Genomic DNA, 20,288 nt, shown 5'->3' on the forward strand with positions numbered 1-20,288 from the left:
CTAAAATATTATCCTAATCTTTCTGATATATAGTTTACAACTATATATACTATTTCTTCAACATAGCATTATTCATCGGCAGCTCATTTAAAGGAAGCTTATTAAATCTTGTTTCTCTAACAATATCGGCAAAAGTAGATATTTCGTAGGTTGTAATATCTTTTGGACTAAGCTGCTTTTCAAGACATTCCGTTACTGCCACCAAAGTATCCAGCGATGTTATTGTTGCTGTACCATGCTCAGTTGCTCTTCTGCGCAACTTAAAGCCGTTAAACCCGCTCAATTGTCCGTTTGGACTTTCGGTGTTGATTAGTAATTTTACCTTATTACTATCTATCATATCAATCACATTTGGTTTGCCATCTTCAATTTTTCTTGCAATGCTGCAAGGTATGCCATGCTTGTTAAGATAGTTTGCAGTTCCACCTGTGCCATATAACTCATAACCAAGTTTAAATAATCTTTCTGCCAAAGGTACAAGATCAGGCTTATCACTATCATTTACAGTCATTAAGATGCCGGCTCCCGGTTCTGGAAAACGGAAATTAGAGGCCAGAATAGCTTTGAACATTGCTTCACTGTAGGTTGTTGACAATCCCAAAACCTCACCTGTACTTTTCATCTCAGGACCAAGGCTCGTATCTACATCATGCAGTTTTTCAAAAGAGAAAACCGGTGCCTTTATGGCGTATACTGCAGGATAGCGGGCATAAAGACCGGTGCCGAATTCAAAATCTTTCAGTTTAGCTCCGAGCATTATTTTAGTTGCCAGATCTACTATCGGTATCCCTGTCACCTTGCTTATATAGGGTACAGTTCTGGAAGAACGAGGATTAACCTCAATAATATATACCTCATCGTTAAAAAGAATAAACTGAATGTTTATTAATCCTATAACCTGCATTTCTTTGGCAAGACGCCTTGTATAATCGACTATAACATCGCGGATTTTGTCCGGTATATAAGCGGGAAAAATTGAGATTGAATCACCAGAATGAATACCTGCTCTTTCAAGATGCTCCATAATACCGGGAATAAGTATTTCTTCACCATCGGAAACAGCATCAACTTCCAGTTCTACGCCCATCAGATATTTATCTATCAGAATAGGATGTTCCTGCTCTACAAGATTAATTATACGCATATATTCAATCATGTCTTCATCACTATGTACTATCGCCATACCTTGACCACCTAAGACATAAGAAGGTCTTACCAAAACAGGATAACCAAGATTTTTTGCAGCTGTTAAAGCTTCATTAGTAGTCATGACTGTAGTTCCGGCAGGTCTTTTGATCTGACATTTTTCCAGAATCTGATCGAATCGTTCACGGTCTTCAGCAGCATCAACCATATCTGCTGAAGTTCCGAAAATAGGAACACCCATATCAGAAACCGCTTTTATAAGTTTAATTGCCGTCTGTCCTCCAAACTGACAGATACAGCCTTCCGGTTTCTCATTTTCAATAATTGCCCTTACATCATCTGGTGTTAGAGGTTCGAAATACAGTCTATCCGATGTGTCAAAATCTGTAGAAACTGTTTCTGGATTATTGTTGGCAATAATCGCCTCATAGCCCATTTCACGCAAAGCCCATACTGAATGAACAGAACAATAGTCAAACTCAATGCCCTGCCCTATCCTGATAGGTCCCGATCCAAAAACAAGCACTTTTTTCCTATCGGTAGGTTTAGCTTCGTTTTGCAAATCAGTTGTTGAATAAAAATAAGGAGTTACAGCATTATATTCACCGGCACATGTATCAACCATCTTGTATGTATGGACAAGACCGCAATTTTTACGCTCTTTCCTTATTTGCTTAGCAGGTATACCACTAAGTTTTGCTATCCAGGTATCACTAAATCCCATTTTGACCGCTTTAGTCAATAATTCATTATCAAGCTGCTTGTTTGCCATAAGCAGCTGCTCTGTTTTAACGATATTCAGTATTTTATACAGGAAAAATTTGTCTACCATTGTACGTTCGTAGATTTCATCAACTGCAAAACCACGACGTAAACCCTCAGCCAGGCTAAAAAGTCTCATATCATCAGCTGTGCATATACGCAGCCAGAGATCATCATCTGAAAGATCGCTCAATGAAGGAATATACATACCCTGCAGCCCAAGTTCCAGAGAACGTATAGCTTTAATCAGAGCTGATTCGACACTGTTGCCAATTGACATCACCTCACCGGTAGCTTTCATCTGAGTACCCAATGTACGTCTGGCTTTAACAAATTTATCAAATGGCCATTTAGGTATTTTCATTACCACATAATCAAGCGCAGGTTCAAAACAGGCAGAAGTTGTACCTGTAACTGCATTTGGTATTTCATAAAGAGAGTAACCAGCCGCAATTTTAGAAGCAACCTTGGCAATTGGATAGCCGGTTGCCTTTGATGCCAGTGCCGAGCTGCGCGACAAACGTGGGTTAACTTCAATTACAGCATATTCAGCAGTCGTAGGATGCTGGGCAAACTGTACATTACATCCTCCGACAATACCAAGTTCATGGACAATTTTCAAAGCTGATGTTCTCAACTTCTGATATTCCAGATCATGCAAAGTCTGTGCCGGAGCTATTACAATTGAATCACCTGTGTGAACGCCTACAGGATCAAGATTTTCCATGCTACAGATAGTTATGGCATTGCCCTCTGCATCTCTTACTGCTTCAAATTCTATTTCCTTCCAACCCGCAATACTGCGCTCAATCAGAACCTGATGGACGCGACTGGCGGCCAGTCCTGATTCGGCAAAAGCTTTGAGTTCTTCTATATTGGCTGCTATTCCTCCACCGGTACCGCCTAGTGTAAAAGCAGGTCTTACAATAACAGGATACCCTACTTCTTCGGCCAACTGTAGACACTGTTCAACTGTTTCTGCAGTTCCAGAAGGAATACAAGGTTCATTTATTTTCATCATGGTATCGCGAAAAGCTTCTCGGTCTTCACCACGGAATATACCAGCAGCCGAAGTTCCTAACAGTTTAATATTATGCTTGTCCAGAAAACCATTTTCAGAAAGCTCCATCGCAAAATTCAGACCGGTCTGACCGCCAAGAGTAGCCAGCAAAGCATCAACTTTTTCATCAAGCATTATTTTCTGAATAATATCTATCTGTAATGGTTCAAGATAGACCTTATCCGCCATATTACTGTCTGTCATAATGGTTGCAGGATTACTGTTGACTAATATTACTTTATAGCCCTCAGCCTTAAGAGCCTGACATGCCTGCGTACCAGCATAGTCAAATTCTGCAGCCTGACCTATGATAATAGGACCTGATCCAATCACCATTACACGACGAATATCAGTTCTTCTTGGCATAATTATTCTCCTTCCGCAACAAAAACAATTTGATTTTTGCCACTATAAACCAGCTAAACAAGGTATATGTATTTATTTCTATGCATTATGCTGTATACAATTTGTATAAATATTCGCGTTATCATATATTTATACACAACATCATCGTGGTATTATATAACAGATCAGGCTTTTTCTTCAAGTGCTTTTTGCAGTTGATTTCTCATTTGCATTGCTTCCTGTCTGCAGGCTAAATCGAAAGCCTCATGATCCATATTATGTTTTTTCCAAGCACACATCAGACTACGTGAGGCATTTACAATACCGCCTTTGCCATCAGCACCAAAACCTGCAACAGCGTCAGCGGCACTTCCTCCCTGTGCTCCATAGCCGGGAACCAATATAAAAGTTTGCGGCATACGATCTCTAAGTTGAGTTGCCTGTTCCGGCCAGGTTGCACCAACGACTGCACCAACTGAACTGTATTTACATTCACCTATCAGATCATCGCCCCAGGCAGAAACCTTGTCTGCCATCGCCTCATATACTTTTCTGCCATCAGCCAGTTCCAGATCCTGCAAATCTCCTGCCGAAGGATTTGATGTTCTGACAAGAATAAATACACCCTTGCCATTATCTCGGCACTGTTGCAAAAACGGCTCTATACCATCTATACCCAGATAAGCATTAAGAGTAATGCAATCAGCATCGAGAAAGCCAATCTCCGTATTATCTATCAAAGTTGTTTTACCCAAAATGGCTTTGGCATAAGCTTGTGCAGTTGAGCCAATATCATTCCTTTTGCTATCTGCAATAACCAGCATGCCTTTCTTTTTTGCATAAGAAATAGTCTGTTTTAATGCTTCCCATCCATGAACACCATATTGCTCATAATAAGCAAACTGCGGCTTAACTGCCGGTACTATATCAGCAACGGCATCAATAAGACGTTTGTTAAACTCAAAAATTGCCAGACCTGAAGCCATTGCCGCATCATCACACTGCTCTTTGAAAAAATCAAGCAATTGCTGAGGAATATAATCCAGCACAGGATCCAGCCCCATAACTGTAGGATTTTTTGTCAGATCGATTTTTGCCTGCAACCTGTCAGCAAAATTAATAGGTTTCTTATTCATTTTATTATCTGAATCTCCAACCATATTTACGTTATTGTCTATATTAGTCATTAGTTTTCTCCTTAGCATCATACCTGATAATTCCATCTTGTATTGTCATAACAACCTGTCCGTAAAGCTCATATCCATGATAAGGCGTATTCTTTGCTTTGCCTGCCATCTTGTCTTTATCAAAGATAAAAGCATTTTCCAGATCAGTTATTGTGAGATCGGCGGCAAAACCGTTTGCCAAACTTCCTGCTTTAAGTGAAAACAAATCTGCCGGTGCAGTTGTCATCTTACTGATCATATCGCTTATGCCAAGCAGACCTGTTTTTACCAACCAGGTATAGGAAAGTGCAAAAGCAGTCTCAAAGCCAACTATGCCATTATTTGCCAATCCAAATTCCAGATTTTTCTCATCCTCATGATGAGGAGCATGATCTGTGGCAATCATATCTATTGTGCCATCGGCAAGACCTGCGATAATGGCCAGTCTGTCTTCTTCTGTTCGCAAAGGCGGATTCATTTTAGCCATAGTATTGAATCCCCGGCAAGCTTCTTCTGTCAGCGTAAAGTAATGCGGACAGGTCTCACAAGTGACTTTTACACCTCTTGCTTTTGCCTGACGAACCATATCTATACTGCGAGCAGTACTAAGATGAGCAAGATGAATTGGCAGGTCAAGGTATTCTGCCAGTATTATATCTCTAGATACCATAATTTCTTCAGCAGCTGCAGGGATTCCCTTTAAGCCAAGCTCTAAACTAACAATACCTTCGTTCATACTGCCTGCGGCCAGGCTCATTTCTTCACAATGAGATATTACCGGCATCTTAAATTGTGAAGCATACTGCATGGCTTTTTTCATTAGATCGGAACTTTCAACAGGATGCCCGTCATCAGAAACAGCAACGATACCAGATTGTGCCATCAGGCCGATTTCAGCAAGCTCTTTACCTTTCTGTCCTTTACTGACAGCACCTATTGGAACAACACGGCAAAAACCTTCTTCTTGTGCTTTTTTAACAATAAACTCGACAATTGCTGCATTATCACAAACAGGTTGAGTGTTTGGCATGCAGGCAACGGTCGTAAAACCACCCTTGGCAGCACTTTTGGTTCCGCTTACTATATCTTCACGATATTCGAAGCCCGGTTCACGCAAGTGACAATGAGCATCAATCAGCCCTGGCATCACAAGTTTACCAATTGCATCAATTATCCGATCCGGCTCTGCTTCTAAACTCTCAACAAACACATTATCCTTAATAAATAAATCTTTTACTTCATCGATACCTGTAGACGGATCAACAACACGCCCACCCTTTATGCATAATGTCATCCCTGATTCCTCCTTGAAGCGAGCAGATAAAGTACAGCCATTCTTACAGCTACACCATTTGTTACCTGCTCATTTATTACCGATTGTGGTGATTCATAAACAGCCGTTGGCATCTCAACCCCATGATTACAAGGCCCTGGATGCATCAGCAGAGCATCTTTTTTGGCTAAAGCAAGAGTGGCCTTATCAATTGCAAAGAATTTTGCATATTCGCTAATAGAAGGAAAAAGTCCGCTGCTTTGTCTTTCCAGTTGTACTCTAAGCCCCATAACAATGTCAGCATCTCTGACCGCATCCTGGACAGTAGGACACCAGATCGCCGGTGTTTTTTCCAGTTTCAGCGGAGTCATGGTTGCAGGACCTGCCAGATGAACCTTTGCACCCATTTTTGTCAGACCCCATAAATTACTGCGGGCAACTCTACTATGCAGCAAATCACCAACGATAGCTACTTTAAGACCTTCAAGATTGCCCTTGTGCTGGCGCATTGTCAGCATATCAAGTAAAGCCTGTGTCGGATGCTCATTCATACCATCACCGGCATTGACGATTGAAGCATTGAGCAAAGGAGCCAGCATATGCGGAGCTCCACTTTGCTGATGACGCATGATTATTATGTCTGTCGCCATACTATCAATTGTTCTGGCTGTATCAATCAAAGATTCTCCTTTTTTTATGCTGCTGCCAGACGCAGATATGTTTGCCGAAGATGCTCCCATAAACTTAGAAGCCATTTCAAAAGACAAACGCGTTCTCGTACTGTTTTCATAAAAAAGCGTAACAACTGATTTCCCCTGCAAATGTGCCGTTTTTTTACTGTTTGCTGACAATACCAATTTCATAGTATCGGCAGTATCCAGTATCAGTTTAATCTCCTGACTCGATAATTCCTTCATACCGAGCAAGTCTTTGCTTTGAAGCTGCATATTCAATTCCCTTTCTCAGTTAATTCACCCAGAACAACACTGTCCTGATCATCTATTTCCTTTATATTTACCTGAATAACCTCATTACTGGCAGTAGGCACATTTTTACCAATGTAATCTGCCCGGAGCGGTAGTTCTCTATGACCACGATCAATAAGGATAGCAAGCTGAATAAGTTTAGGACGTCCAAGATCAAACAAAGCCTCAATTGCAGCTCTGCATGTCCTCCCTGTAAAAAGAACATCATCCACCAGTACGATTTTTTTATCCTGAACAGAAAAAGGCATGTCGGTACCGTTAATAACCGGATGCTCGGCAAGCAAGCTAAGATCATCACGGTAAAAGGTTATGTCAAGAATACCAACCTCAGGCCTTACACCTTCAATCAAAGCAATTTTATCAGCAATTCTTTCTGCAAGAGGAACACCTCTTCGTTGAATTCCTATAATGTAAAGATTATCAAGGCCTTTATTACGTTCCAGAATCTCATGCGCAATTCTGGTCAAAGCCCGATCCATAGCCGCATGATCCATCAAAACTGTTTTAGCAATCATTGTTCTACCCCTTTCGTATTCAAAAAGTCTTTACTTCCTTGTAATAGATTTAATAAACCCAGGAAATACAAAAAAGCCTTCTGCAGGCACAGAAGACTTGGCAAAAACACGCTTTACTGAAATTTTGCTTCCAGCTAACCTGAATTCTTTCAGGATTTTTCTCAAAATCACCTGATATCAGGCTATCTACACTCATAACCATGAGTATAATGAGAAAAGACAAGCAAAAAATAGCTCTCGTACTATGTCAACCCTTCCAGCCTCACGGGACCGATTAAAAGGTATTTCCCTTAAATAAGGATAAACTAATAATTGACAGAATGCAAGATACTTGTTATTATTCCTTGGTAGAAAGCCACGGGGATGTGGCGGAACTGGCAGACGCAGCAGACTCAAAATCTGCCGATCGAGAGGTTGTAAGGGTTCGAGTCCCTTCATCCCCACCAAAAAAACCATCTATTGACAAAAGAAATTTTGTCAGAAGGTGGTTTTTGTTTTGCCCGAAAACGGCTGATTTGCAATAATTTCAAGTTTTATATTTGATAAACCGCGATTAATTTTGTTTTTATACAATGCACTCGGAAATTATTAAAATGTTTATTTGCATTGACATTCAAAAACAAGTAATATAAAATAAATTTGTAATGGTTTCAAATATGAAATAATATTAAAAAGGTGTTAGCATGAGGGATAAAATTAAAAATATAACTGGATATCTGATTGAAAATAATATAAGACCCTCCCTTCATAGGATTAAGATACTGGATTATATTATGGAAAATAACAATCACCCAACAGTTGATGAGATATATAAAGCAGTTGTAAAAGAAGTTCCAACATTGTCGAAGACTACAGTTTATAACACGCTTACTCTATTTATTAAAGCAAATATACTAAATGGTTTATATATTGAGGAAAATGAAATAAGGTATGACCCGATATTAAATAATCATGGTCATTTTAAATGTAAACAATGTGGTGAAATTTATGATTTTGCGATTGATATTGAAGAATTTGTGAGTGAAGGTCTGGAGAAATTTAAAATACAAGAAAAAGGTGTTTATTTTAAAGGAATATGTCCGAAATGCATTGAAAATAAGAGTTAAGAAAATTTTTTATTCGTGGTATTGAGCTTTTCAGCTTAATATAAATTAAATTTCAGGAGGATTCTAGCATGTTAAACGACAAGTACACATCAATTGTAAATCTTGATTTCCAGTACGCACACAGGTTTATGAACTGGCCTAGAGAAGCAAAACACCTTCACGGACATTCAGGTCTTTTAACAATTGAACTTGAAGACACAGTTGATCCGGTAACTGGATTTGCACACGCTTGTAAAGATGGATTCAAAAAAGCTTGGGAAGTTTGTGACCATTTCCATCACGCAACATTATTTCAAGAAGGCGATCCGCTTCTTGAAGCAGTTCTTGCTGTTTACAAAAAGGAAGGCATAAATAATGATCCTGAGAATTGTGTACCTCTAAAAAAGATAGATAACGCACTTGCTTGGTCATATCCGGAATACCGAATAGTTGTTACTAAAAAAGTTTCTACATGTGAGAATCTTTGTGAACTTTTTTACGAATTACTTAAGGACAAAATGCCAATTAAAAAAATCACTTTCCGATCATCTTCTATGAACGCAGCATCTAAAGAGTTTAAGTAAATAGATTCGTATCAATCTAAAGGAGCGGACATATTTTATGTGTTCGCTCTTTGTTTGAGTTTATCCTTAAAAGTGTTTAAATTTTAACGATTGCAAAATTTCCGCTATTCCAGCTATAGTCGTATTGCAAGCTATAACCATCTGTCAGCATTACTTATTTTAATAATAAATATGATATAATGATCGAATATTTCAGAGAAAATCAAGGTAATCTCTTTAAGGGGAATCAAGGTGCTTGATACAATTTTTTCAACAGTTTTTGAAGCTGCTTATAGTGCTTTTTTTGAAGTCGGAGCTGTAATGGCTGTTCTGATGCTTGTTTTTGGTTTGCTCGATTTTAAACGAGGCGATCAGTTAAGAGAGCAGATAATTCGCAGAAAGCTTGATAAACCTGCTATTATGGTTGGCCTTAGTCTTATACCTGTTGACGGTACATTATTATTCCAATATACAACTTATAAAAGAAAAGGCATAAGACCTGGTTCTTTGCTTGCCGGCATGATTGGCATTGGTGAGGAATCAACTTATATCATCCTATCTTATCAGCCTCTAACATGGTTACTGATAGTTGTTATCAAATTTTTCATAGCAACATTTTCCGGCTTTACCGTAAATATGTTGGAAAAGAGCCGTCAATTTTCTGAAAAATGGCAGGAAAAAGATATTACTGCTTCCACAGATGAAGAAGCTATCGAGGCTGATGAAAATTTCCATGAGCTTCCAGATAAATTCCGTCATAAACTTCATCATATGCGCTATCATAAAGTCGGCAAATATTTCTGGATTATGTTTGTCATCGCCCTGATAGTTCAGATTTTTTTGCAAATATGGGCGTCTGTTTTTAACGTGCCGATTGAATCATATGATGCTATGGGTATACCTCTTATTTCCTGGATGGCAATGATAGGTATAATTATAGTTTTCTTATACCGCATGTTTGTAAGAATAATAACAAAGGAATTTGGTAAAATATTTGAACATGAGTTTGAAGATTCAGGAGATGCCGTAGGAGATCTTGCTGAAATCTGTTCTGGTGTAATTTTAATTATTTTCGTTTTATCTTTTCTGATTAATCTAATTGTAGCTTTGGCAGGCGAAGACAGACTGGCTCAGTTTTTTGCCGGCCGGGAATTGATGGCTGTAATTATAGCAGCCCTGATTGGACTGATCCCCGGCACAGGAGCCTCTCTTGCCTTTACAACTTTATATTTTACTTTAGCCGGATCACAAGGAGCACTTCCCTTTGCCTCCCTTCTTGCCTGTTCGATGGCATTGATTGGTGATTCGCAAATTGTCGGCAACAAACAAATCAGATACAGTCAACGCAGACTGCATCTGATCAGTTTTATGGTTGCACTTATAACAGGACTGATTGTACTTTTTATTGAAACGAAAATACTTGGTTGATTTACTTGCTGCAAAATGTAATTTGATCAAATGCTCCCGGATTATCTGATTTTCTTAAACACAGAGGCAATTACCTGATCCATATTGTAATACCTATATTCGGCTAATCTTCCTACAAAAATCACTTTACCTTGTTCTTCCAGATCATTTACATGATCCATATAAGCTTGGCGTTTGCCGACATTTTCCTGATTAAGTACAACATAAGAAGGCACACCCTCAGATGATGGATATTCCAGACAAAGGGTTGTCTTATCAGAGGTTTCTGATGTCATGTGTTTGAATTCTGTTATCCTTGTAAAATCATAGTCATTCGGATAATTGACCACGGCTGCTGGTTGAAAACAAGCTTTATCATAATCCCTAAATTCGAATTTTACCGATCTGTAATCAAGCCGTCCATACGATTCATCAAAATATTTGTCTAATTGTCCAGTATATACGGTTAAATCATATTTGCCTGGTTTATCATATTCTGACCTGTTTTGGAAATAATCAGCTTCAAGCTCTATGTTTATTTTTGGATGATCAAGCATATTAGCTATCATATCGGTATAACCTTTTTCCGGTAACCCTTGATATAAATCAGTGAAATACCTGTCATCCCTGTTATGTCTGATAGGGATACGTCCGGCAATTTCAGGTGATAGAGTTACAGGGTCAGCCGCCCATTGTTTGCGTGTGTAGTTTTCAAAAAATTTGCTGTAGAGATAATTCCCTACCTGACCTACAACTGCATCTTTGAAATTTCGGGGTGGATTTTCAAAAGAAGATCTTGCTACTTCGTCGGATAGAAATGAATCCACTTCTCTTATGCTCATTTCTATTCCGTAAAGCTTGCATAATGTATCACGATTTATGGGGAAAGGCAGCAATTGTCCGTCAACATAAGATAGTACTTTATGCTGATAGAGATTAAATCTGGTAAAACGCTGACAAAACTGCCAGACCTTCGTCAGATTAGTATGAAATATATGAGGACCATAACGATGAATTGTAATGCCTGTTTCGGCTTTTTCATCATAACAATTACCGCCGATATGCGGCAACCTGTCTATAACATTTACCTTATCGCCAGAATCCGCTAACAATCTGGCAGCAGTGGCACCTGCCAGACCTGCTCCAATAACAAGACATTTTCTCATAGCCATAATTTCAATTACCTCCTGATTTAATATTACAGTTCAAGTGTAATCTAATCAAGAGGGTCTGATACAAGTGTCAAATACAGATTTTAAGAAAGTTTTAAAAAAGATTAGAAACACCAGGTTTCCAATCTTTTTTACTTTCTTTGTTTGACACATTTTCTAGATATTAGCATCTAACTTCAAAATTGTGTTTAATAGTACATTAGCGCCTTTCAGACAATCTTCTGTTGTTGTTTTTTCCAGCTCACAGTGACTATGTCCGTCAATGCTAGGCACAAAAACCATTGCGGAAGGTATAATATCTACTACAAACTGAGCGTCATGTCCTGCTCCGCTGTACATTTTTTTGTGTTCATAATCCAGATCTTCACAGCTCTCAACAATCATATCTACTATATCGGAAGTAAATTCCACGGTTTTTCTTGACCAGGCCTCTTTATAACTTGTCTGACATTTTTCAACGACAGGGGGAATTTTATTGATGATCTCCAGAACCTGTTTTATTACCTGTGGATCTTTATGTCTTGCATCTAGAGTGAATTTAACCTCGTCTGGAATAATCGTGTGTATGTTTGGATGTGCCGATATTTTGCCGGTTGTATAAACTAATGTCGGATCAAGTTTATCAAGCTCATCGTGTAAATACTGAATCGTTTTGGCGGCTGCATAAAGAGCATCTTTCCTGAATTTCATTGGCGTTGTACCTGCATGGTCTGCCTGTCCAATAAAGGTGAATTCATAATTAATCATACCGCAGACACCTTCAACGACGCCTATATCCTTTTTTTCTGATTCCAGTACAGGCCCTTGTTCTATATGCAATTCCAGAAAAGCTGCATATTTTTCTTTTGACATTCTATTAGCCTTATCCCCTTTATAACCACTTTCTTCTAATGCTTGCTTAAAAGTATAGCCAGGGATATCTTTTGCTTCAGAACTAAGCATTTTATCCTGATCAAATTTACCGCAAATAACACCTGAGGACATCATTGCCGGTTCAAATCTTGCTCCTTCTTCATTTGTCCAGACATTTACCGTTATTGGATGTTTATGTGGGATGTTATTTTCAACAATTGTTTCTGCGGCCTCCATTGCTGTAAGCACACCTAGCACACCGTCATAATTGCCGCCTTTTTTTACGGAATCAAGATGAGAACCGGTCATTATGGCTGGTAAATCCTCAGTTCCAGGGATCGTAGCATACATATTGGCCATATCATCTGTTTCTACGATAGCGCCTAGTTTTTCCATTCTGTTTTTAAATTCAGCACGTGCGGCTAACGCTTCTGGCGAAAGTGAAAAACGTGTTATTCCACCTGCTCCAGTATCACCAAACTTGCTAAATGTTTCTATTTTATCTTTCATTCTGTCAAAATCACATATAATTAATTCTTTTTTCATCTTGTACTCCTCCTGCTATTACTCTTAAACCTCTGTCGATTGCTCCTACCGGACAAATCAAAAGACATAGATGACAACCAACACATTTTTTTGCTTCTAATATGGGTTTTCCTGTTTCTTTATTTTGCTTAATTGCCTGATGACCGCCGTCATAGCATGAGATATAACAACGGCCGCAGCCGACGCATTTTTCGCGATTGAATTTAGGGTAGCAAATGCTTTTTCTATCAAGATCGTCTGCCGCTATTATATTTGGTAGAGCATTGCCTATTATCTGCCTTATACTTGTATAGCCATGTTGTGCCAGATAATATGACATTCCTTCTATCATATCTTCTATCACTCTATAACCATATTGCATGACAGAAGTGGTAACCTGAATATTTTCACAGCCCAGTGCCAAAAATTCCGCAGCGTCTGACCATGTTTCAATACCTCCCATACCACTTAATGGAACACTACTAATTGGACTGCAGGTTTTTAAATCATGGATAAATCTTAAAGCAATTGGCTTTATCGCTCTGCCGGAATAGCCACCAACGGTAGTTTTGCCTCTGATAGCAGGTCCTGATGTAAAGTTGTCCAGATCAATTCCAGTTATGCTTTTAATAGTATTAATTGCCGCCAGACCATCTGCACCCGCTTCAATAGCTGCAATTGCTGCAGGTTCCATATTTCCTGTATTAGGTGTCATTTTTGCCAGTACAGGTATAGTTGTGCCTTTTCTGACGGCTTTTGTGTACAAAGCAACCATTTCTGGATTTTGTCCGACATCTGAACCAAGTCCGTCAGCCGCCATATGAGGGCAGGAAAAATTACATTCGATTATATCTGCACCAGCTTTTGTAACCTTTTCGGCAAGCATTGTCCATTCTTGTTCATTTTGTCCCAATATCGATGCGATTATAATTTTAGTTGGGAATTCTTTTTTTAGTCTGCGAATAAATTCAAGATTTTCTTCCAGAGGATGATCTGAAATCTGTTCGATATTTTTTAGTCCAACAGGTGAATTTGATTCATTTCTTACAAAGTCAAACCTTGGGGAAACATCTTCCGGAATATATGCGCCTATAGTTTTAAATGCTACGCCAGCCCAGCCCATCTTAAAAGCCTTGGCAACCATTTCATAATTGTTACCTACAACCGATGATGATAGAAAAAAAGGATTTTCACAGCTAATACCACAAAAATCTATTGATAAATCGGGATAAGTTCCTGCTGCTTTTGTAATAAAATCGGCAGACGCTCCAACATTTACTGATTCTGTGCTCAAAGCGGAAGGAGGTATTGTCTTCACTGATTCATCTTCAATTTCACTAACAGCCATAATAATTCTGTCAATTGGTACCGGTTGACCTATTTGGGCTTTCAGACAGGCCTGCAGACATGGTTTATCTACACATTCATAACATGCCACATTTGCAGGCAGACGTTCGGCTGCTCCTTGTTTATTATCAAAACGAACTGCTCTTATAATTCTATCTACTTCTAATTGATAAGGGCATATACTTGTGCAAGGAGCATGATTACACAGTAAACAGCCGGCAATATCTTCCCGTATTGATATGTCCGAATATTTATTTTTATTCACATCATCTACCCCATTTCTAATTGTATACATTTTTGGATTTTTTAAAATTATTATTGAATAAAATTAGCCTTTGTATTTTAAATGTCATTTTTTATTTATTTCTTTTTGATGGTTCTCTTTTGATAAATTTGCCCAAACCTTTGCTACCGACAAAATCACCATTGTCGTATACAAGATTACCTCTGACATAGGTTTGCACAGGATAACCTTTCAGACTGATACCTTCCCATATTGTGTGATCATAGTCTGAATGCATATTGTCGATTGAAATAGTAAAATCTTTATCTTTGTCATATATGACAATATCGGCATCTTTACCTGCATTCAAAGAGCCCTTAGTTGTACAGCCGAATATCTTTGCCGGATTAGCAGAGCAAAGTTCTACTGCACGGTTAAAGGAGATGAGTCCTTGATTTGCAGCCGAGAGCATATAAGGATATAAATTTTCGACACCAGCACAGCCATTTGGAATTTTGGTAAAATCATCCTTGCCCCAGTCTTTTTCATAGCTTTGGAAAGGACAGTGATCTGTTGCAACGGTATCTATCATGCCGTTTTGGATAGCCGCCCATAATGCCTGACGGCTTTCTTCACCTTTAATTGGTGGTGAACAGACAAAATTTCTGCCATCTTCTCTTTTGTAAACTTCTGAGGTGAATTCCAGATATTGCGGACATGTTTCAACATAAATATCATGACCCTGCATTTTTGCCTCAATAGCAGCTTCCAGACCTTCTTTGTCTGCCATATGCACTATATATAATGGTGCATTAACAGATTTTGCCCAGTGTACAGCTCTTTTATCAGCCTCTGCTTCGACAAATTCAGGTCTGGACATATAATGATACCAAGCTGAGGTTTTCCCTTCTTTGAGATATTGCTCGATTCTCAAGTCGATAACATCAGGATTCTCAGCATGTATATTGGTAATCGCACCGTTTTCTGCTGCTTTTAACAGAATTTTTATCAAAGTACCATCATCAACCATCATGCCTTCTTTTTTGTAAACCATAAAACATTTGAAGCTGGTTATACCATTTTTTACAGCCACGGGAATCTCTTCAAGAAGGGTGTCATCATTTAAATCGGTAATAATGCAGTGAAAAGCATAGTCAACACAGGCATCTGGATCGCACATCGCTTTCCTTGTTTCAATGGTTTCCATAATGCCCTTGCCTTTTCTCTGCATAGGATAATCAAATACAGTAGTTACACCTCCACAGGCAGCCGCCCGGGTGCCTGCAAAATAGTCATCCGCTGAAACTGTGCCGCCAAATGGCATTGCCAGATGAGTATGTACATCAATAGCGCCCGGCAAGATTAATTTACCACTGGCATCTACTGTTCTATCCGCTTTTATATCCAGATTTTTACCGATTTGAACGATTATTCCTTTATCAACAGCTATATCTGCGTCATAGCTTTCTTGTGCTGTTACAATAGTGCCGTTTTTTATTAATAATTCCATATTCGGCCTCCCTTGTCCTTATATGATACAAGGCCGGCAGATTCAATGATCTGCCAGCACATGTATACTGTGTGTTTTTTTTTGCAATCAATTATTCGTTGATTTTATATACCAGAACAAGCCCTGATCTCTGATAAACCTGTGCAACTTCGACCAGATCCATACCACCGGCATTGGCAGCAATAAGGTTTGATACCCAGGTAACACCAAAGTCTACCTGACCAGTATAGACAGCAGTTGTTTCTCCTATATCACCACCGCCTGATACGATATCTACCGTTAATCCTACTTCGTCATAATAACCTTTCTCCAAAGCTACGTAATAACCCATAAACTGAGCCTGTGGTAACCATTTGAGCTGTATTGAAATCTCGGTTTTTTCCAGATCGCCAAAGCTTCCGTCTGAAGACATAGCTTCATCGATATATGAGGAATCTCTTATATCATCAAGTTCAAGGGCTGCTAAGGCATCGGCGGCACTTGAGTCAGCAAGAGTGATATATGTTTTTGCCAGATCGAGGGTCTGCTGCATTGCATCATCATCGATTATGCCGTAGGTCTCTACAGTATTGCCCTTCACATCTGTCTGAACGAGTTTCTTTACTTCCTCTGCCATGTATGCCTGATGATCTGCAGAGACTGATGAGCCGTAATTGTAGACTATCTGGGCTGCTTCTTCAGGATTCTCACAAGCATATTCCCAGCCCTTCATGGAAGCATATAAGAAAGCTTTTACCGTATTTGGATTTGCTTCTGCAAACTCTCTTGTACAGAAAATATTGTCCTGCAACATGGCAACGCCTTCGTCATTCATATCAACCCATTTTACGCCGCTGCCGTAAGAATAAGCTCCGTCATAATCATTGACGACAAGACCCAACTCATTGTATGTCATTGCCGAAGCAAGCAAGATTGAGTCATCATCAAAACCGTCCATATCAAAAGCCTGACTCAAATATGAAATATCCTGACCATATTTTGTAAGTAAAGCCTGTACCTCATATTCATCACCCAGACCCCAGTTGCCTACTTTTCCCTGACTGGCGGCATCGATAATGATACTTTCTACACTGGCATCGGCATCGTAATAATCTCCAGAGGTTGAATCATCTGCAGAACCGCCATCTGTCGTTTCATCAGACTCTTCAGCCTCCTGTTTGGTTGTAGCTGAAGTATCTTCAGAAGCAGAACCGCCACATCCTGCGAGCATCGCCATTACTAATGCGATCACCATGAACATCATCCAAAATTTGGATATTTTCGTTTTAACTGTTTTTCTCATAATCTTTTCCTCCTGTTATGAAAATCTATCACCTGAACTTTTGCCAGCAGTCTGAAAAATATCAGCGTCTACCTTTTAGCAAAATGTTCTCAGTAATCAATAAAATGGAATACATTATTATGCCGATAAAGCATGCTACGACTATATAAGCCCAAGCTGTAGCGTACTGTGCCAGAACTATGCTTTCTCTTATCTGACGACCTACACCTATAATAAATTCGGCAAAATATTCACTGACCAGCGCACTTATTATCGAAGCTGGCACACTTACTCTTAAAGCCGTGAAAATATATGGAACACTATTAGGAATTCTCAGTTTGAAAAAAACCGTTAGCTTACCAGCTGCATATGATTTAAGTAAATCTTCGGAAAAAGGTTTGACTTCTGTAAAGCCCCTGTAGGCATTAACACTCATTGAAACAGTACAGGTAATCATAACCACTAGTGTCTTGGCAATCATACTGCGCATATTCGCATTATCGCTAAAATCTTTTGTAAGATTAGTCATTATTGGAGCGATTGCAATTATCGGAATAGCATTGAAAGCAGATGCTAACGATAAGCCTCCCTTTCCCCATTTAGGAAGTGCTGTAGCAACTATGCCAAGCAAATAGCCTAGCAAAGATCCAAGAACAAGACCACTTATGGCAACAATAACAGTTGCTCTTACATCTTTTAAAATCATGGCCGGATTATCAATTATGATACTGATAATTCTTGCCGGCAAAGGCAAAGTAAAGGTGTCTGCACCCAGTATTTTATGTAAAATCTGTGTCTGCCAGAGAACAAGCAATATAATACTAAACAGAACAGGATACATAACCGTCGTTATACTTTCTTTGTTTAATCGCCTGATTTTGGTGTTTTTCACCAGATCACCATCTTTCTCTATACATATATTTGAGATGTAGTCGTTTTAATACACCTTATCCAGTCTGTATGCTGATCAAAGAATTTATTGCCGCAACTTATAAGGGGATACAATTTTTTCCAGTAAAGTCATAAGCAAATAGCTTGCAATACCAATGGCAGCACTAAAGAAAACAATTTGCCAGAAAACATATATTGTCATAGCATGTTTAAGTGACTGTGAAAGAATAGTCCCCAAACCTGCGCCGCCTTGAAGCGTATCTACCAAAATAGAAGCAGTAATAGCCATCGGAGCAGATATTTTTAAACCGGTAAAAAAGTAAGGCATACTGAATGGAATCAGTAGTTTTGTATATTTTTCAAATTTTGTTGCTGCCAGAGAATGCATCAAATCGTGTTTATCTTTCTCTACTGCTTTAAACCCTGCTAATGTATTTGTTGCTACAGGATAAAAAGTTAAAATAGCTGCAATGATAATTCTGCTTTTATTTATGTCTTTTGTAACGGCCAGCACAATAGGAGCCATACCAAGAATTGGGATCATTTGTATTATCATCAGATACGGAAAAACTATTTTCTCTGCTGTGACAAAAAGATTCATAATCAAAGCCATAATATATCCGACTGCAACACCTATCAGGAAGCCCATTCCTGCCCGTAAAAGTGTAATTCCGGCATTGCTTAAAACCATCTGAAATGCAGTCTGACTCTGGCTTACCAGGTTACTGCTGATAACAGAAGAGAATATCTGACTAAGATGAGGCAGTACATTCTCAGGTGATCTTTTTGTCTGTTCTACAGAAAATGCAATTATCTCCCATACGGCAAAGAATCCTATAACCCAGACAATTGTTACCATATGTTTTGAATTGAGTGCTTTTCTGATACGATTCATCATCTATACCTCCTCAAAACTTTTGCGCACCTTAGATACTAATTCACTGAATCTTGTCAGATCCTTGGTATCAAGATTTCTCGGTCTGGGAAGATCTATATCTACCACAGCTGAAAGCCTGCCCGGATGTGGTGAAAGAACAACTACTCTGTCTGATAGGAAAACTGCTTCCTGTATATTATGTGTAACGAACAAAATGGTAGTATTGGTTTTATGCCATATTTTAAGCAAATCTTCGTGTAGTTTTTCTTTTGTAAATTCATCCAATGCTGAGAAGGGTTCGTCCATTAACAGTATTTCCGGCTTGATAGCCAGAGCTCTGGCTATACCAACACGCTGTTGCATACCACCGCTAAGCTCATGAGGATATTTTTTGCCAAAATTATAAAGACCAACCATTTCCAACATTTCCGTTACCCGGGCTGTTCTGTATTTTCTAGGCAATCCACTTAATTCCATAGGCATACAAACATTTCTTCTGACAGTACGCCAATCGAATAAAACCGGATTCTGGAATACTATTCCATATTTTTTCTGTCTTCTGATTTCATTTGGGGTTTGACCACGAACCGATATACTGCCGGAGGTAGGCTGCTGCAAATCAGCAATTGCTCTTAATAAAGTTGTTTTACCACAACCAGAAGGGCCAACCAAAGAAATAAACTCTCCTTGCTTTATATTCAGATTTATATTTCTCAGAGCAGTGACAGGATCTCCACCCTCCTTGTCTGGGAACTGAACCCAAAGGTTTTCAACCTTAATCTCCAGCTCATCATCTTTAGAATTATTTTCGATTAACGAAAGTTTGACGTCTTCAACTTTTGAATCAGTTGTGAAATTTTCAAGAACAGCCATTTTTTATCCCTCTTTTCTAAAAAATAAGGGCGTAAAGTTTTTTGCTTTACACCCTTGTAAAAATAGAAATCACTTTGCTTTTGACATTTTCAAACAATCACAAATTATTGTTCCCATATTATTTGATCCTGTAATCGGCAGGTAGCCGTCAAATAGGGCTCGGGTTAAGTGTTTCTCAGCCAAATCTGAGAAAAACCATTCGAGCGATGAACCTTGACAATTGAATAGTGGTGAAAACATTAATAGATCAGAAAAATGGCTGTTTCCTGGCTCCTGATGTTGAAAGAAAGGAATCAGAAACAAGCCGCAGTCGCGGTTGAGCAGTGCATTTCTAGTTAGGCGATATCATCAAACTGGAATCAAACTAAACTGTTGCAATCGGTCGATGACCGCACGGATCAACCATTCAATCTTCCAGTCCTTAGCATAACGAAGATGGCGATAGCGTC

Annotated in this window: 16 protein-coding genes and 1 tRNA gene; 4 read left to right on the forward strand and 13 right to left on the reverse strand. The window is 38.9% G+C overall.

The annotated features are described in order from the left end of the window. Window positions 1-49 precede the first annotated feature (49 nt). From carB to pyrR, 5 genes are all read right to left on the reverse strand, one after another. Window positions 50-3,334 carry a carbamoyl-phosphate synthase large subunit gene (carB, locus tag AC0KSB_RS08150; protein WP_472308117.1) on the reverse strand — a complete coding sequence of 1,095 codons (3,285 nt, stop codon included), beginning with the start codon at window positions 3,332-3,334 and terminating at the stop codon, window positions 50-52. Between the two features lie 164 nt (window positions 3,335-3,498). After that, entirely contained in the window at window positions 3,499-4,449 is a 951-nt protein-coding gene (pyrF, locus tag AC0KSB_RS08155; protein WP_472308147.1) for an orotidine-5'-phosphate decarboxylase, read from the reverse strand. Window positions 4,450-4,492: 43 nt separating this feature from the next. Then, window positions 4,493-5,773, reverse strand: coding sequence for a dihydroorotase (locus AC0KSB_RS08160; RefSeq protein WP_472308119.1), 1,281 nt, complete (start codon window positions 5,771-5,773; stop codon window positions 4,493-4,495). Beyond that, window positions 5,770-6,699: an aspartate carbamoyltransferase catalytic subunit gene (locus AC0KSB_RS08165; RefSeq protein ID WP_472308121.1), complete on the reverse strand. Its 930-nt coding sequence runs from the start codon at window positions 6,697-6,699 to the stop codon at window positions 5,770-5,772. Before AC0KSB_RS08165 ends, AC0KSB_RS08160 begins: the two co-directional genes overlap by 4 nt. A 2-nt stretch (window positions 6,700-6,701) precedes the next feature. After that, entirely contained in the window at window positions 6,702-7,253 is a 552-nt protein-coding gene (gene pyrR / locus AC0KSB_RS08170; protein WP_472308123.1) for a bifunctional pyr operon transcriptional regulator/uracil phosphoribosyltransferase PyrR, read from the reverse strand. A 359-nt stretch (window positions 7,254-7,612) separates the two neighbouring features. Here pyrR and AC0KSB_RS08175 point away from each other — a divergent pair. The 4 genes from AC0KSB_RS08175 (at window position 7,613) to AC0KSB_RS08190 (ending at window position 10,329) form a co-directional block, all read left to right on the forward strand. Further along, window positions 7,613-7,699, forward strand: a tRNA-Leu gene (locus tag AC0KSB_RS08175). Between the two features lie 237 nt (window positions 7,700-7,936). Continuing rightward, on the forward strand, window positions 7,937-8,359 hold the full coding sequence (locus tag AC0KSB_RS08180) for a Fur family transcriptional regulator (RefSeq protein ID WP_472308125.1): 423 nt from the start codon (window positions 7,937-7,939) through the stop codon (window positions 8,357-8,359). A 68-nt stretch (window positions 8,360-8,427) separates the two neighbouring features. Continuing rightward, on the forward strand, window positions 8,428-8,922 hold the full coding sequence (locus tag AC0KSB_RS08185) for a 6-pyruvoyl trahydropterin synthase family protein (protein ID WP_472308127.1): 495 nt from the start codon (window positions 8,428-8,430) through the stop codon (window positions 8,920-8,922). Between the two features lie 231 nt (window positions 8,923-9,153). Next, a complete protein-coding gene (locus AC0KSB_RS08190; protein WP_472308129.1) occupies window positions 9,154-10,329 on the forward strand; it encodes a putative manganese transporter in 1,176 nt (391 codons plus the stop codon). Between the two features lie 41 nt (window positions 10,330-10,370). Here the strand turns inward: AC0KSB_RS08190 and glf are convergent, their stop codons facing one another. The 8 genes from glf to AC0KSB_RS08230 form a co-directional block, all read right to left on the reverse strand. Next, window positions 10,371-11,480 (reverse strand): UDP-galactopyranose mutase, encoded by a 1,110-nt coding sequence (glf, locus tag AC0KSB_RS08195; protein ID WP_472308131.1) that lies wholly within the window; start codon window positions 11,478-11,480, stop codon window positions 10,371-10,373. Window positions 11,481-11,636: 156 nt separating this feature from the next. Continuing rightward, window positions 11,637-12,878 (reverse strand): allantoate amidohydrolase, encoded by a 1,242-nt coding sequence (locus AC0KSB_RS08200; protein ID WP_472308133.1) that lies wholly within the window; start codon window positions 12,876-12,878, stop codon window positions 11,637-11,639. Next, the gene (gene preA / locus AC0KSB_RS08205; RefSeq protein WP_472308135.1) at window positions 12,853-14,469 is read right to left on the reverse strand and encodes an NAD-dependent dihydropyrimidine dehydrogenase subunit PreA; all 1,617 of its coding nucleotides are present in this window, start codon (window positions 14,467-14,469) and stop codon (window positions 12,853-12,855) included. Before preA ends, AC0KSB_RS08200 begins: the two co-directional genes overlap by 26 nt. A gap of 91 nt (window positions 14,470-14,560) precedes the next feature. Beyond that, on the reverse strand, window positions 14,561-15,937 hold the full coding sequence (gene hydA / locus AC0KSB_RS08210) for a dihydropyrimidinase (protein ID WP_472308137.1): 1,377 nt from the start codon (window positions 15,935-15,937) through the stop codon (window positions 14,561-14,563). Window positions 15,938-16,028: 91 nt separating this feature from the next. Further along, window positions 16,029-17,219, reverse strand: a complete 1,191-nt coding sequence (locus AC0KSB_RS08215; RefSeq protein WP_472308139.1) for an ABC transporter substrate-binding protein — start codon at window positions 17,217-17,219, stop codon at window positions 16,029-16,031. Between the two features lie 61 nt (window positions 17,220-17,280). Beyond that, window positions 17,281-18,090, reverse strand: coding sequence for an ABC transporter permease (locus AC0KSB_RS08220; RefSeq protein WP_472308141.1), 810 nt, complete (start codon window positions 18,088-18,090; stop codon window positions 17,281-17,283). Window positions 18,091-18,174: 84 nt separating this feature from the next. Then, a complete protein-coding gene (locus AC0KSB_RS08225; protein WP_472308143.1) occupies window positions 18,175-18,987 on the reverse strand; it encodes an ABC transporter permease in 813 nt (270 codons plus the stop codon). Beyond that, window positions 18,988-19,839, reverse strand: a complete 852-nt coding sequence (locus AC0KSB_RS08230; RefSeq protein WP_472308145.1) for an ABC transporter ATP-binding protein — start codon at window positions 19,837-19,839, stop codon at window positions 18,988-18,990. It abuts the gene before it with no gap. Window positions 19,840-20,288: the final 449 nt, after the last annotated feature.

This window comes from Ercella succinigenes (genome assembly GCF_900002895.1).